Here is a 14,486-nt window from a genome sequence, read left to right as displayed (position 1 = left end):
GCCGTCGGCTCCGTTCCGCCGCGGCTAAGCGGTTGCGACACGGAGTCGGCGTGTGCAATCCGACCCCGACTCCGACTCGGACACTACCTCCGGCTCCGACTCCGGCTCCGCTTCCGAGTCGAACCCCGACCCTGTCTCTCTCCCGGCGGCGACGCTGCGACGCTACCGACGCTTCTCGTTGTACAACTCCCCGTACCCCGCACACGACACCGGTCACGGGATCGACCTCTACCCGGAGACGAACGTCGGCGTCTCCCCCGTCGCCGGCGAGGTGCTGGACACCCGGACGGTGGGGTGTCCGGACCGACCGTACGCCGCCGACCACGACCACCTGATCCTGATCGACACCGGCGACGCCGTCGCGCGGGTCCTCCACGTCGAGCCCTGCGTCGAGGCCGGCGAGACCGTCGCGGTCGGCGACCCCCTGGGCGGGATGGTCCGCTCGGGGTTCTTCGGCCAGTGGGTCGACAACCACGTCCACCTGGAGTTCCGAGCGCCCGACCGTAACCCCTACCGCGCGACCGGGTCGCTCCCGCTGGCCGTCGACTGCCCAGTCCGCGGGGTCGGGTGGGACGGCACCGGTCGGGTGGTCGACGCCGGCGAGACGTACGCCGTTTTAAACGCGCCGGCCCACCCCGACCCCGGGCCGGAGCCCGTCTCGTTCGTCTCGCTGGCGAGCGACGACGGCGTCCCGTTGGACGGCGGGCTCCCGCACTACACCGGCGGCGGGCGGCTGGACCGTGCCCCGGCTGGAGCGGACGGGCAGGCATCCACCCTGTCGTTGCTCGGCACCCGTGTCGGCACCGCGCGCGGCCGGACGGTGACGTGGGACGACGTCGCGGTGACGGTCGACGGCGAGCGAATCACCGGTATCTCCCTGTTCGCCTCCCGAGAGTCCGGGTTCGGGGTGAAGCTCGTCTCGCGGCCGTCCGCCGGCGAGCCGTCGTTCGCGGTCGGCGAGCGGGTGTCCGTCGCCGTCGATCCCGTCGCGGAGCCGTTGCGGCTGGGGTGAGAGACGCGATATGAGTGGCAATCACTCCGTAGTGAACTTCGAGGCGCTCGTTTCGACGGAGACGGGCTGGAATCTCAGTACACTTCCGACCGCTCCAGCCAGCCCGCAGCGACGACGACCGGAACAGTAGTCCAGCATACCAGAACTGCTAGCCCTGGGAGCGGATCTGGGATCGGCGTTCCGAACAGTGATCCGATGGTAGCCACGAACCCTCCGTCCGAGCCGAGTAGCTGGAACAACACGAGGTAGGCGTTCGCGGGGCTCACCATCATGAGCGGCTGGGTCGTTGCAGGACCGAGCGCCTCGCCCACGAGCAGCTGAACGACACGGTCCGGCGACTGTGGGAAGAACACGCACCACCAGACGACGACGATCACGTAGTACGCGACTGCGGCAAACAGAGCCTGTCGCTGGCTCGTTGCAATCGTCGAGATGAGCGTACCCACGCCGACACCAGAGAGCGTGAGAAGCCAGGACAGTGAGACGAGACCGAGGCCAAACTGTCTGTTCACACTACCGATCAGTTCGATACCGGCGACGGCAGCCGCAATCAGGAGGAAGCCGGCGGTGACGACTACTGCGCGCGAGAGGAACGTCGCTACGACAGCCGTGCGGCGACGTCCCGGCACCGTGAGTAGCACTCGTATCGAGCCCGACTCCCTGTGCCGCGCCAATGACAGAGCGGTGGTCAACAGCCCTACAGCCGGGAACAGAAACGGACTTGCGAAGAACAACACCGCGTACACTGGCGTGATGGAGCCAGTAACTCCGAACACGGCGACGAACCCCCCAGCGAGAAGAACAAAGACTGCGGCCGTTGAACTCCCAACGCGTGAGTGGCGTACCTCCAGCAGGTCACGCCAGAGGTACGCAGAGAGACTCATTGGTCGACCTCCGTGCTATCAGTCTCCCGTGCGAAGAGAGACTCGAGTGACGACTGTTCCGCGACGATGTTCGACACGCTTGTCTCTGAGAGGACTGTCTCGGTGACTTCGACCTTTTCAGTCGGGCTGGCGGACTCAACACGCAACCACTCTCCGTCGTACTCGGCGCGGCGGACATCCTCACGGGATCGGATGTCGGCAAACAGCCGCTCGTTGGGTGTCGGTATCTCGAAACGGACTGTATAAAGACTCCCAATCTCTGAGCCGCCGAGTTCGTCGACATCTGCAATCCGTCGAACTTGACCGTCGTACAGGACGCCGACACGATCACACACCGTCTGCACTTCACCGAGTCGATGACTCGAAAAGAACACTGTGTGTCCATCGCTGGCGAGGTTGCCAACGATCTCACGTACTTCCCGTACTCCGTTCGGGTCAAGCCCAGTCATGGGCTCGTCGAGAACGATCAACTCCGGATCGCCGACCAGTGCCATCGCTAGCCACAGACGCTGACGCATTCCGGTCGAGTAGTTCTCGACTGGGCGGTCGTGGTCCGCGGGGTCGAGTCCAGTGTAGTCGAGCAGTTCAGCCGGGTCGACCGAGACGCCGTGTGCACGAGCGGCAAACTCGACGTGTTGCGTGCCACTGAGCCCGGTGAACGGTGCCACTCCATCTGGTAGGACACCGACCTGTGAGTGGATCTCGTCTCGTTCCGTCTCGACATCGTGACCCAACACGGTTGCGACGCCACTTGTCGGTCTGATGAGTCCGAGGAGAATACTGATCGTCGTCGACTTGCCCGCCCCGTTCGGGCCGAGAAAGCCGAACACCTCTCCTTCGTCGATTTCGAAGCTTATATCTTTTAAAATTTTTACACTATTAATCTTTTTTGACAGACTATTTAAATATATAGCAGGCATAGAAGTTGAACGAGCTAGCAGTAGCCAGGACAGTTCACCGGATCACAGCCACAGCAGACGCAGCTACAGTCACACTGCTTGCAGTACTGAAGACAGTCTCCAGTGGTCGGGTCCCGCCGGCAACAGTTCCTCGAACAGTCACAGTCCTGACACTCTCCCGGAGACCAGCACCCCATTGGCTTGGGCGTTTCTCCGTAGGCCACGAGGTCGTCTTCCCCGAGCGGCTCTCCGTCTTCGACAGGATTGAGAACGGCATGTGCCGTGTCCTGTTCTGGGTAGACGGAGATCGAGAGATAGCCCGCGTCGACCCGTCTGAACACCTTGACGACCGGAACGTGCTTCTCGTTGAACGACTCTACCGTGACAGCCTCTCCGACGCCGGCAGACGGCTCCGTGAGCGTGTCCAGGTCATCGACCCTGGCCTCCGGAAGCACACCGTCTGCGCGCAGTTCGCGGAGGAGGTCTGTCTGCTCGTTGACAGCCTGTCGTGCGACCGCCGGATCGCGGTAGTCACGGACGAGTTCCTCTCGCTGCGCCTCGCTCGGGGGCGACCCTGACTTGGCAGTTGCCGCCGAGCCGAGCCCGGCGACACCCGCAGACACTGCTGCGCTCTTGAGTACGGTTCTCCTGCCGATGTCTGATGACGAGTCACGCGTCATCGGATGGCTGGTTTGCCAGCAAATTATTATCAGTTTCGGTTGCGAGATAGGGTGATAGCTGTTCTATATTTACTGACTTATGATTACATCACCGGGAGCTTTTACCCCGGTAGCTCTGACTCGGGGGCGACACACATGAATCGGCCAATCGTCGCGGTGGTGCTCGCCGGCGGCACCGGGACACGACTCTACCCCGCCGCTCGGTCGGACCGCCCGAAGCAGTTCCTCCCGTTGGCCGGCGACCGGTCGTTGCTCGCGCGAACGCTGGAGCGCACGGCGTTCGCCGACGCCACGGTCGTCGCCACCCGCGAGGGGTTCGCCGACGCCGTCCGCGAGCGCGCGCCGACGGCGGACGTGCTCGTCGAGCCCGCGGCCAAAGACACCGGGCCCGCGACCGTGTTCGCCACCCACCAGGTCGCCCGACTGCACGCCGCCGGCGAGCTCCCCGTGCCGGCCGACGGCCCGGAGCCGGTCGTCGTCACGCTGCCCGCCGACCACCACGTCCCCGACCCGGCGGCGTTCGCGGACGCCGTCGCCGACGGCGCCCGCGTCGCCGGCGACACCGATCGACTCGTCACGTTCGGCGTCGCCCCCACCCGCCCGGAGACCGGCTACGGCTACCTCGAACTCGGACCGGGACGCGACGGCTACCACGAACTGGCTGCGTTCCACGAGAAGCCAGACGACGCCACGGCCCGCGAGTACGTCGCCGCGGGCCACCGCTGGAACGCCGGAATCTTCGCCTGGACGCCGACCGCACTCCGGAGGGCCGTCGGCGACTCACCGCTCGCGCCGATGCTCTCTCGTCTGGACGAGGGTGACCCGGCGGGTGCCTTCGAGGCCGTCTCGGCCGTCAGCGTCGACCACGCCGTGATGGAGCGTGCCGAGGAAGCCGCCGTCGTCCCCGTCTCCTTCGACTGGGACGATCTCGGCGCCTGGGACGCGGTGGAGCGTGTCGTGGGGGCCGACGAGGACGGGAACGCCCGTGTCGGGGAGGCAGTGACTGTCGACGCGACCGACAACGTCGTCGTCGCCGACGCCGACAGCCACGTCTCGCTCGTCGGCGTCGACGACCTCTGTGTCGTCGCCTGGGACGACCGTGTGCTCGTGGTGCCGAGAGACGAGGCGCAGCGAGTCCGGGAGGTCGTCGAGTCGTTGCGGTCCGACGGGTTGTTCTGAGTACTCGTCGTTAGCTCGCTCGACTCGGGTGGGCACGGGACCACGAACACCTCGGAACCCCCGCTGGGCCGGACCTACAGTCCCCCCAGCCGACTGCGCTCCTCGGTCGCTCCGCTCCCTGCGGTGGCGTGCGGGCGACTCGTGTGTCGCCCGTCCGCCGCCGCAGCGAGAGACGGGGTGACCGAACGGGGCGCGCGCCGTTCACCACGGAGAACACAACACTTTCGCCCGTCGCCGACCCCCAGCCGAACATGACGACGGGCGCACCGGCGAAGATGCTCGACAGGCGGGCGGAGCTGACGCCGATGCTCTCCCAGTACGTCGACCTGGCCGAAGAGTACGACGACGCGATCCTGTTGTTCAGGGTCGGCGACTTCTACAAGGCGTTCTGTGAGACGGCCGAGGAGGTCGCGCGGGTGTGCGAGCTCACGAAGATCGAGCGCGAGGACTCCACGGGAACGTACACGGCGTGTGGGATTCCGATCGACAACGCGGCGACGTACCTCGACCGACTGCTGGCGGCGGGTCACAGGCTCGCCGTCGCAGATCAGGTCGAAGACCCCGAGGAGACCACGGGGTTGGTCGACCGGGCGGTGACGCGGGTGGTCACGCCCGGGACGGTCGTCGACGACGAACTGCTGGCGGGCGGGGAGTCGAACTACCTGGCGTGCGTGGCGACGGCGCCGGGGACGGCCGGCGAGGAGTCGCTGGGGTTCGCGTACGTCGACGTGTCGACGGGAGAGTGTGCGGTCACGAGCGGCGACCGGGCGGCGGTGGCGGCGGAGTTGGCCCGTGTCGGCCCGGCGGAGGTGGTCGTCGGCCCGGACGTAGACGGAGAGACACGAGCGGCGGTGGACCCGGACGCGCCGGCGACGGGGTACGAGGCGACGGCGTTCGAGCCGGCGACGGCGACTGATCGGCTGGGGGCGTACGCGGCCGCCGACCGGTTCGACCCCGCAGAACGGATTGCCGCGGGCGGCCTCCTGGGCTACGCGGAGTACACGCAGGGTGACGACGGGCCGTTGTCGTACGTCACGCGGGTGCGGCAGTACGATCCTCGGCGAAGCCTTCGGCTGGACGCGACCGCGCTACGGGGGCTGGAGCTGTTCGAGGCGCACACCCCCTCCGGCCGGACACTGTTGGAGACAGTCGACGAGACGCGGTCGGCGCTGGGCCGGCGACGGCTGGAGTCGTGGCTGCGGCGGCCGCTCGTCGACCGGGCGGAGATCGAGACGCGACACGACGCAGTCGGGGCGCTGGCAGACGAGAGTCTCGTGCGGGCGGAGGTGCGGGAGCGACTGGACGCCGCCTACGACCTCGAGCGACTCGTGAGCCGGGCGGCACGCGAACGAGCAGACGCCCGGGACCTCCGGTCGTTGGCGGACACGCTGACGGTCGTGCCGGAGCTACGGGAGACACTGGAGGGAGTCGACGCGCTGGCGAGCCTGCGGGAGGACCTGGATCCGCTGACGGAGCTGCGGGAGTACCTCGAGGCCGCGCTCGTGGCCGACCCGCCCCACGAGATCACGGAGGGTGGTGTGATCCGCGAGGGGTTCGACGAGGAGTTGGACGAGCTCCGGGCGACCGCCAGAGAGGGACGCGAGTGGATCGCGGACCTGGAGGCACGGGAACGCGAGCGCACCGGGATCGACACCCTGGAGGTGGGGTACAATCAGGTCCACGGCTACTACGTCGAGGTGACGAACAGCAACGTCGACGACGTGCCAGAGGAGTACACCCGGCGCCAGACGCTGAAGAACGCAGAGCGGTTCTACACGCCGGAGTTGAAGCGCCGCGAAGACGAGATCCTGGGCGCAGAGGAACGCGCCGACGCCTTGGAGTACGAGACGTTCGTGGCCGTGCGCGAACGGGTGGCCGAAGAGAGTGACCGGGTGCAGGCGCTGGCGGACGCGGTCGCCCGACTGGACGCGCTGGCGGGGCTGGCGACGGTCGCGGTCGAGCGAGACTACGTCCGACCGTCGATGCGCCCGGACGGTGACGACGGCGGGGTGGCGATCGAGCGGGGCCGCCACCCGGTGGTCGAGCGGACGGAGTCGGAGTTCGTCCCGAACGACGCCCGGCTCTCCCGGGGGAGCGTCACGCTCCTGACGGGGCCGAACATGAGCGGGAAGTCGACGTACATGCGCCAGGTCGCGCTGGCGGTCGTGTTGGCACAGGCCGGGAGCTTCGTGCCGGCGGCGTCGGCGACGCTCCCGGTGGTCGACCGGGTGTTCACCCGCGTCGGCGCGAGCGACGACATCGCCGGCGGCCAGTCGACGTTCATGCGGGAGATGGCGGAGCTGACGGACATCCTCCACGACGCTACCGACGACTCGCTCGTGTTGTTGGACGAGGTGGGCCGCGGGACGGCGACGACGGACGGTCGCGCTATCGCCCGCGCCGCCGTGGAGTTCCTCCACGACGAACTCGGGGCGACCACCGTGTTCGCCACCCACTACCACGACCTGACGGCGTTGGCGGACGAACTGCCGCGGGTGCGGAATCGCCACCTGGACGCCACCCGGACGGACGGGGACGTGACGTTCCGCCACCGGGTGCGCGAGGGGGCCGCCTCCTCCTCGTACGGCGTCCGGGTGGCCGAGATGGCGGGCGTGCCCGCGCCGGTCGTCGCCCGGGCCCGGGAACTCGTCGGCACTGCCGAGCCGGATCAACGAACCCTGGCGGAGATCGCCGCCGACGCCGGCGGTGGGGGTGAAGTCGACGGCGACGGCGCAGACGAGGGGGACGGCGTGGAGACGGACGACACTGGCGACACCGACCACGTGGAGACGGACGACACTGGCGACACCGACCACGTGGAGACGAACGACACTGGCGACCCAGACACCGACGACACCGACGGGGAAGGTGTCGACACGACGGGGCGGGACAGACACCGGGCGAACGGCGAGGGCGACACAGTCGGCGGCGACGCATACGACGACACGCTCGCCGCTCGGGACCACGACGACGGCCAACTCCCGCCGGCGGTCGCGGCGCTGGTGACGGAGCTGGCCGACGTGTCGGTCGCGGAGACGACGCCGTTAGAGGCGCTCCAGGCGCTGAACGACCTCGCCGGACGAGCAGACGAGATCGTGCGCGACGGCGTCGCCGCGGGCGACGACCGGGGCCACGGTGTCGGACGCGACGGGACGGGTGACGAGCCGTGACCGGCCGCGTCCGCGAACTGTCGTCGACGACGGTCGAACGGATCGCCGCCGGCGAGGTGGTGACGCGGCCGGCCCGCGCGGTCGCGGAGCTGTTGGACAACGCGCTCGACGCCGGCGCCGACCGGGTCGAGGTCGGAGTCGAGGGCGGTGGCCGGACGCTGACCGTCCGCGACGACGGCCGAGGGCTCTCGCCGGCAGACGCCCGCCGCGCCGTCCACCCGCACACGACGAGCAAGCTCCCGCCGGACGGAGAGCCGTCGCGGGTCGACAGCCTGGGGTTCCGGGGGGAGGCGTTGGCGAGCGTCGCCGACGCCGCCGGAGAGCTGGAACTGTTGACGAACGACGGCGACGACGGTGCCGTCCGGGTGAGCGTCACGGGCACCGCGGGCGACCTCGCCGTGGAGACGGCGCCGGCGAGTCGCGCCCGCGGGACGACCGTGACCGTCCGCGACCTGTTCGCCGACCGGCCGGCGCGTCGCGAGAGTTTGGACGACGCTCGCCGGGAGTTCGGCCGAGTCTCTCGGCTCGTCGCTCGGTACGCCCTCCTCTCGCCGGGGACGGCGATCCGACTCACCCACGACGGCCGGGAGACACTGTCGACGCCCGGCACCGGCACGCGAGACGCCCTGCTGGCCGTCTACGACCGCGAGACTGCACGGGCCGCCACGGCCGTCGAGTTCGAGACGACGCTGCCGAGCGTGGACGGGACGGGTGAGACGGAGGGAGACGACAGCGAGGCGACCGACGGCGAGGGGGCGACTCTCACCGTCGACGGACTCGTCTGTGATCCCTCGGTGACGCGATCGGACGGGCGGGCGGTCCACGTCGGTGTCCGGGGTCGTCCGGTGGACGACGACCGGCTACGACGAGCGGTCGTCGACGGCTACGGTCGGCTGTTGGCCGAGGGTGACGCCCCGGTCGCCGTCGTCCGGCTGTCGCTGCCGGCCGCGGCCGTCGACCCGAACGTCCACCCTGCCAAGCGTCGCGTGGCGCTCCAGGCGGGCGAGACCGTCCGGGACGGCGTCCGGACGGCCGTCTCGGAGGCGTTGTCGACGACGGACCTGACACGGACCGCCGAGACGGCGACGGACGTCGAGACCGCGCTCGCGCCCGAGACCGGCGACTCCGTGCTCGCGGACGCGACGTACCTCGGCCAGTTCGACGACCTGTACCTCCTGTGTGAGGCGGACGACGACCTGCTCGTCGTCGATCAACACGCTGCCCACGAACGAGTGAACTTCGAACGGCTGCGGGCAGCCGTCGGCGACGACCTGCCCTCGCGGGCGGTGTCGCCGCCGGCGACACTGTCGGTCGACCCGACGGTCGCGTCGGCGGTCGAGGAACACGGCGACCGACTGTCGGCACTGGGGTTCGACGCGACGTCGCTGGGCGGCGGCACCGTCACGGTCCGGGCGGTGCCGGCGCCGCTCGGACGGACGGCGGCGCCGGCGTCGCTGCGAGAGACGGCGGCCGCGCTCGCCCGCGGGGAGTCACCGACACCGCGGGCGGACCTCCTGGCAGACCTGGCGTGTCACCCGTCGCTGAAGGCCGGCGACGAACTCGACGACGAGACCGCACGAGACCTGCTCGCGCGACTCGCGGAGTGTGACAGCCCGTTCGCGTGTCCCCACGGCCGACCGACCGTGCTGTCAGTGGCGTCGTCGACGCTCGCGCGGGGGTTCGACCGCGACGGCCGTCGGTGAGACCGGCGACTACCACTCCTTGCAGTCGGCACAGACGTAGCCGTCGCCGCCGCGCCATCTGACGGCGGCCGGATCGCCACAGTCGACACAGGTCGCCGAGCCGCCGACCGCGAACGTCGGTGCCAACGGCTCGACGGTCGACGGGTCCGGGAGGACAGCGTCGTCGAGATCGGCCGGGTCGTCCGAGTCGCCCCCATCGTCCGGCTCTCTCGTCTCACCGGAGTCGCCCGGCTCGTCTCCCTCGTCCACCTCACCGGAGTCACCCGGCTCGTCTCCCTCGTCCGGTGTCTCGCGGTCCGACGAGGCGGAGTCGTCGGACTCCGGGTCGGTGAACTCGTCCAACGAGCGGTTGCGGTCCACGCTTGCCGCGAGGGGGGCCGCGGGCATGAAACTGCCGTCCTCACTCCTCGTCGGGCGGGACGGTCGCCCAGTCGGCAGGTGCCGGCGGCGGGGCCGTCTGTTGGAGCGTCTCGAACACGCGGTCGGAGACGACCTCCTCCAACACGCTCTGGAGCTGTTCGGGGTCCCCCGGGTCGCCGAGGATACCCAGATCCAACTGCGCGCCGGCCATGTCGGCGTGGCCCCCGGCCGAGCCGATGGTGCCGAAGGCGTCGCGCAGCGCCTCGCCGAGGTCGACGTCGGCACCACGGCCGCGGGCGGAGACGTAGACGGTGCCGTCCGTGTGGCCGTAGACGACAGCGACGCACACCCCTTCCATCGCCAGAAGTTCGTCCGCGGCCTGCGGGAGCGCGTCTCGGTCCGGCAGTTCGCCGACACAGGAGGTGACGACGTCGTCGCGCACGGTCCGGTTGCGGATCGCCGCCGACAGCACTGCGAACACGCTGCCGGCGATGCTGGGCGACTCCACCTGGTCCAACACGCTCGGGTCCGCCCGGTCGACGAGCGTCGCCGCCGCCTCGAAGTCCGTCTCCGTCACCCCGCGGGTGAAGTTTCGGGTGTCGACCCGGACGCCGTACAACAACGCCGTCGCGACCGTCCTGTCGATCTCTACGCCCATCGTCTCGAAGTACTGTGTCAGCATCGTCGCCGTCGCCCCCAACGCCGGTCGCACGTCGGTGAACGGCACGTCGACGCCGTCCTCCGGGGGGTGGTGGTCGATCACGATCAGCGGCTCGACCGACGGCGGCAGGCTGTCGTTGACCCCCGGGACCGCGTGGTCGACGAGCGCGACGGAGCCGTACGTCTCGGGCACGTCCACGCCGTCGAGATCACGCAGGTCCAGTTCGAGGAGGTTGACCAGCGCACGGTTCTCCTGGTGGGAGATCCGACCGGTGTAGCCCGCCTCCGCGTCGACGCCGATCCGTTCCGCGAGGTCAACGAGCGCCAACGCCGCCGCGATCGCGTCCGGATCCGGATTGTCGTGGGTGACGACGGCCAACGGCTCCCGGGCGTCACGGAGCGTGGCGAGCAGCCGTCGGAGCCGTCTCGCCCGCGAGGTCGCCGTCACGTCTCTGATTCGGTCGGTCACCTCCCGGCCGCGGTCGACGACCTGGTCGGCGAGACGGGTGACCCGCTCTCGGTCGGCGGCCGACGCGCCCGGCGGGAGGAACACGACGACTGCGGCGTCGGGGAACTGCTCACGGGCGGCCGTCGTCGTCTCCGTCACCGCCTCCGCGACGACGACGACCACGTCCGCGTGGTCCGGGTAGCCGGACGGGTCCGTCGGGTCCGCGGTCGTCGCGTCTACGCCGGCCTCTCGCAGCGCCTGGACGTGGCCCTCGTCGGGCGAGAGGACGCGAACAGTGCCGACGGCGTCCTGTGTCGCCTCCGCAACGTCCGTAGCTGCGTCGCCGGAGCCGAGTACGAGCCGCTGCACGGTGACACACTGTCGACAACGTCGGAAGAAGCTACCGTCTCGGCGCCTCGCCCAGCGAGACGCCGGCGTCCGTCGGGGTCACCACCAGCGTGAACCCGCCGTCCGGCAGCGGTGACACGACGGCCCGCACGCGCACCGGGCTCCCGTCACCCCGTAGCCCGACGGCTGTACCGGACCACTCGTCGCCGTCGGCCGTCGCCGCCGCGGCCCGCCGGAGTCGCTCCGTGTCCCCCTCCGGGTGGACCGCCGACAGCGGTTCGCCGACGAGCGTCGACTCCTGGCGGTCGAACAGGTCGCAGTACGCCGGGTTGGCGTACCGCACCCGGCCCGTCGGGGAGACGGCCACGACCGGCTCCGGCCGGGCGTCTATCGTCGCCCGACTCCGGGCGCGTTCCCGCTCGTCGCGGGCGTGCTCGACGACCACCTCGACGCGAGTCGCCAGCGCCTCGGCGTACGGGTCGCCGCCGCGACGAGCGACGTGGCCCGTGACACCCCGCCGGAACGCCTCCCGAACGAACGACTCCGTGTCGCTCGCGTCGTCCGTATCGTTCGCGTCGCCCGTGTCGTCGGTCACGACGACGACGGGGACGTGTGCCGACCGACGCCGAACGGCGTCGAACACCTCGAGCCCGTCTCGCTCCCCGGGGAGTCGCCGTTCGGTGACGACACAGTCGACCTGCCCGATCAGTGCCAACGCCGCGTCGGCGTCGGGCGGTCGGTGGTGGTCGACGGTGTCGAGGCTGTCGAGTGCCCCGGCCGTCGCCTCGCTGCCGAGCGAGACGACTGCCGGCGTGGTCGTGTCGAAGTCGTGGGTGTGCGTGGTGAGAGACATCGTTGGACGCAGAAAGCCGCGACGGACTGCCTTCTCTGAGAGAAGACGTTCCAACGATATTATTCTTTCGAAGTGTGTACTCGGATCGTTGTTAACACATGCGGCGACGGCCGGCGGGTGGTTCGCCAGGTTCAAGCGGAGTCGTGCCGAGCGTCCGGACGATGACACGCGAGCGGACTGTCTGGCTGCGGGCCGACGACGCGGTCGGGGACTGGGACCGCCGTCGCCGTCGGATCACGGCGGGGCTGGAGGCCGGGGTCGACTGGGTCGTCGTCGACGAACGGGACGTGGCGAAAGTGCGGGAGTTGGGCGACGTGAACGTCGCCGCCTTCCAGTCCGACGCCGACGTGGACATCGTCGACGCCGACGGCGACGACGTGGAGGCGGACCTCCACCTCGTCGGCAAGGACGGCGAGGGCGACGGCACGGTCGACCTCCCGGGTGACTTCTCCGGGTCGGCGGACCTGTCGACGCTCCGGCGCGGCGACGGCGGCGTCGACGGGGCGTTCGTCCGGATCTTCGACGAGTCGTACGAGTCGTTCGCCGCAGAGGCGGCCCGCGACGGGGAGTTCCTGCTCGTCGCCGCCGACGACTGGACGATCATCCCGTTGGAGAACCTGATCGCCCGCGTCGGCGAGGAGACGACGCTCGTCGCCGGCGCGACGACCGCCGAGGAGGCTCGCACGGCCTTCGAGACGCTGGAGATCGGTGCCGACGGCGTCTTACTGGACACGGACGACCCCGACGAGATCCGGGCGACGTGTGAGGCGCGCGACGACGCCACCCGCGAGCAGCTCGACCTCCAGACGGCGACGGTCACGGAGGTCGAACGGGTCGGCTCCGCCGACCGGGTCTGTGTCGACACCGGCAGCATCATGGACGACGACGAGGGGATGCTCGTCGGGTCGATGTCTCGGGGGCTGTTCTTCGTCCACGCCGAGACCGCAGACTCCCCGTACGTCGCCTCCCGGCCGTTCCGGGTGAACGCCGGCGCCGTCCACGCCTACGTCCGCAACCCCGACGGCGGGACGAACTACCTCTCGGAGCTGTCCAGCGGGGACGAAGTCCAGGTCGTGTCGACGGACGGCACCACCCGCGAGGCGGTCGTCGGGCGCGCGAAGATCGAACGCCGTCCGATGTTCCGGGTGAGCGCCGAGGTGGAGACCGAGGAGGGAACGGACCGGGTCGAGACTCTGCTCCAGAACGCCGAGACGATCAAGGTCGCCACCCCGGAGGGCCGACTCGCCGTGACCGACCTCGCCGCCGGCGACGAACTGCTCGTCTACTACGAGGACACCGCCCGCCACTTCGGGGAGGCGGTAGAGGAGTCGATCATCGAGAAGTAGAGGGATCAGCCCTCCGACCACCGCACCGTCACCTCGTCGCCGACGCCCAATCCGAACCGTTCGTCCCCGCGCCCCTGGTTCACGTCACACTCCAGGTAGCCGTGGCTGCCGACGGTGACGAGCGGGTCGCCCGGCGCGACCGACGCGAACGTCCGGGTCAGCGGCGCGGCCGTGGTCTCTTCGGGGGTCTCGACCCGCAGCGGCTCGCCGACGCGGCCGTCGGCCAGGTCGCCCGGGAGGTTCGTGATCGCGTTGCCGAAGTCGTCGACGGCCAGGACCTCGCCCGTCGCCGCCGCGACCGCGCCGTCGGCGCGGTCGACGGACGGCTCCGGGAGCGTGAGCTCCTCGTAGTCGTCCGTCGGGGTGAGGTCGTCGCGGGTCTCCAGCCGGTCGACACCGGTCTCGTGGACGGCCGCGGCGGTCGGCGCGAACACGTCTCGGCCGTGGAAGGTGGCACTGGCGGGGTCGTCGACGGTGACGGTGAACAGTTCGAGCGACGCGTCGCTCGCGGTCGCCAGCGCCCGCGCCGGCGGGAGCAACACGCCGTTGTCCGGGCCGACGAGCGCGTGGTCGCCGGCCCGGACGACGAGCGCGGCGCGGTCCGTCCCGACGCCGGGGTCGACGACGACACAGTGGACCGCCGGGGGGAACTCCGGCAGGACGAATCTGAGCCAGAAGGCGGCCGTCCGCGGCGCCTGCCGCGGGAGGTCGTGAGCCACGTCGGTGACCGTCGCGTCCGTCCGGCGGGTGATCACACCCCGCATCGCCGCGGGGTACGGGGTCCCGAAGTCGGAAGCCAGGGTGAGCATCGTCACCGCCTCCGGGCCGTCGGCACTTCGGTCCGTCGCCTGTCACCGCGTTTCCACGCCTTCACGAGAAGGTTGCACTATAGAATGCTAAATATACACAACAGAAACTGATATCTACGTGGGGAAGAACGGAAG

General features: G+C 69.8%; 12 protein-coding genes. 6 read left to right on the top strand and 6 right to left on the bottom strand.

Going from position 1 to position 14,486, the window contains the following annotated elements; all coding sequences use genetic code 11:
• Positions 1 to 52 precede the first annotated feature (52 nt).
• Positions 53 to 1,012, top strand: coding sequence for a DUF8155 domain-containing protein (locus RYH79_RS02200; protein WP_489753344.1), 960 nt, complete (start codon positions 53 to 55; stop codon positions 1,010 to 1,012).
• A gap of 74 nt (positions 1,013 to 1,086) precedes the next feature.
• Here RYH79_RS02200 and RYH79_RS02195 read toward each other — a convergent pair whose 3' ends face one another.
• Positions 1,087 to 1,896, bottom strand: coding sequence for an ABC transporter permease subunit (locus RYH79_RS02195; protein WP_370895789.1), 810 nt, complete (start codon positions 1,894 to 1,896; stop codon positions 1,087 to 1,089).
• On the bottom strand, positions 1,893 to 2,816 hold the full coding sequence (locus RYH79_RS02190; RefSeq protein ID WP_370895787.1) for an ABC transporter ATP-binding protein: 924 nt from the start codon (positions 2,814 to 2,816) through the stop codon (positions 1,893 to 1,895). Before RYH79_RS02190 ends, RYH79_RS02195 begins: the two co-directional genes overlap by 4 nt.
• Before the next feature lie 5 nt (positions 2,817 to 2,821).
• On the opposite strand from RYH79_RS02190, the gene RYH79_RS02185 reads away from it, so the two are divergent.
• The 4 genes from RYH79_RS02185 (at position 2,822) to mutL (ending at position 9,527) form a co-directional block, all read left to right on the top strand.
• Positions 2,822 to 3,373 carry a hypothetical protein gene (locus RYH79_RS02185; RefSeq protein WP_370895785.1) on the top strand — a complete coding sequence of 184 codons (552 nt, stop codon included), beginning with the start codon at positions 2,822 to 2,824 and terminating at the stop codon, positions 3,371 to 3,373.
• A gap of 237 nt (positions 3,374 to 3,610) precedes the next feature.
• A complete protein-coding gene (locus tag RYH79_RS02180) occupies positions 3,611 to 4,654 on the top strand; it encodes a mannose-1-phosphate guanylyltransferase (RefSeq protein ID WP_370895783.1) in 1,044 nt (347 codons plus the stop codon).
• Between the two features lie 251 nt (positions 4,655 to 4,905).
• Positions 4,906 to 7,824 carry a DNA mismatch repair protein MutS gene (gene mutS, locus RYH79_RS02175; RefSeq protein WP_370895781.1) on the top strand — a complete coding sequence of 973 codons (2,919 nt, stop codon included), beginning with the start codon at positions 4,906 to 4,908 and terminating at the stop codon, positions 7,822 to 7,824.
• Complete coding sequence (gene mutL, locus RYH79_RS02170) at positions 7,821 to 9,527, top strand: DNA mismatch repair endonuclease MutL (protein WP_370895779.1); 1,707 nt, start codon at positions 7,821 to 7,823, stop codon at positions 9,525 to 9,527. Before mutS ends, mutL begins: the two co-directional genes overlap by 4 nt.
• 9 nt (positions 9,528 to 9,536) lie before the next feature.
• On the opposite strand, the gene RYH79_RS02165 is transcribed toward mutL, so the two are convergent.
• The 3 genes from RYH79_RS02165 to RYH79_RS02155 are packed head-to-tail and all read right to left on the bottom strand — an operon-like array spanning position 9,537 to position 12,196.
• Positions 9,537 to 9,887, bottom strand: a complete 351-nt coding sequence (locus tag RYH79_RS02165; RefSeq protein WP_370895777.1) for a DUF7573 domain-containing protein — start codon at positions 9,885 to 9,887, stop codon at positions 9,537 to 9,539.
• 40 nt (positions 9,888 to 9,927) lie between these two features.
• Positions 9,928 to 11,364, bottom strand: coding sequence for a DHH family phosphoesterase (locus RYH79_RS02160; protein ID WP_370895775.1), 1,437 nt, complete (start codon positions 11,362 to 11,364; stop codon positions 9,928 to 9,930).
• 31 nt (positions 11,365 to 11,395) lie between these two features.
• The gene (locus tag RYH79_RS02155; RefSeq protein ID WP_370895773.1) at positions 11,396 to 12,196 is read right to left on the bottom strand and encodes a PAS domain-containing protein; all 801 of its coding nucleotides are present in this window, start codon (positions 12,194 to 12,196) and stop codon (positions 11,396 to 11,398) included.
• A 161-nt stretch (positions 12,197 to 12,357) separates the two neighbouring features.
• Between RYH79_RS02155 and RYH79_RS02150 the strand changes: the two genes are divergently transcribed.
• Positions 12,358 to 13,542: a 3-dehydroquinate synthase II gene (locus tag RYH79_RS02150; RefSeq protein ID WP_370895771.1), complete on the top strand. Its 1,185-nt coding sequence runs from the start codon at positions 12,358 to 12,360 to the stop codon at positions 13,540 to 13,542.
• Between the two features lie 5 nt (positions 13,543 to 13,547).
• Here the strand turns inward: RYH79_RS02150 and RYH79_RS02145 are convergent, their stop codons facing one another.
• Complete coding sequence (locus RYH79_RS02145) at positions 13,548 to 14,351, bottom strand: SAM hydrolase/SAM-dependent halogenase family protein (protein WP_370895769.1); 804 nt, start codon at positions 14,349 to 14,351, stop codon at positions 13,548 to 13,550.
• Positions 14,352 to 14,486 lie beyond the last annotated feature (135 nt).

It is taken from the genome of Halobaculum sp. MBLA0143 (assembly GCF_041361465.1).
In the GTDB taxonomy this organism is placed as follows: domain Archaea; phylum Halobacteriota; class Halobacteria; order Halobacteriales; family Haloferacaceae; genus JAHENP01.
The sequence above is the reverse complement of the archived record's forward strand: the minus strand, read 5'-3'. Positions and strand labels throughout refer to the sequence as shown.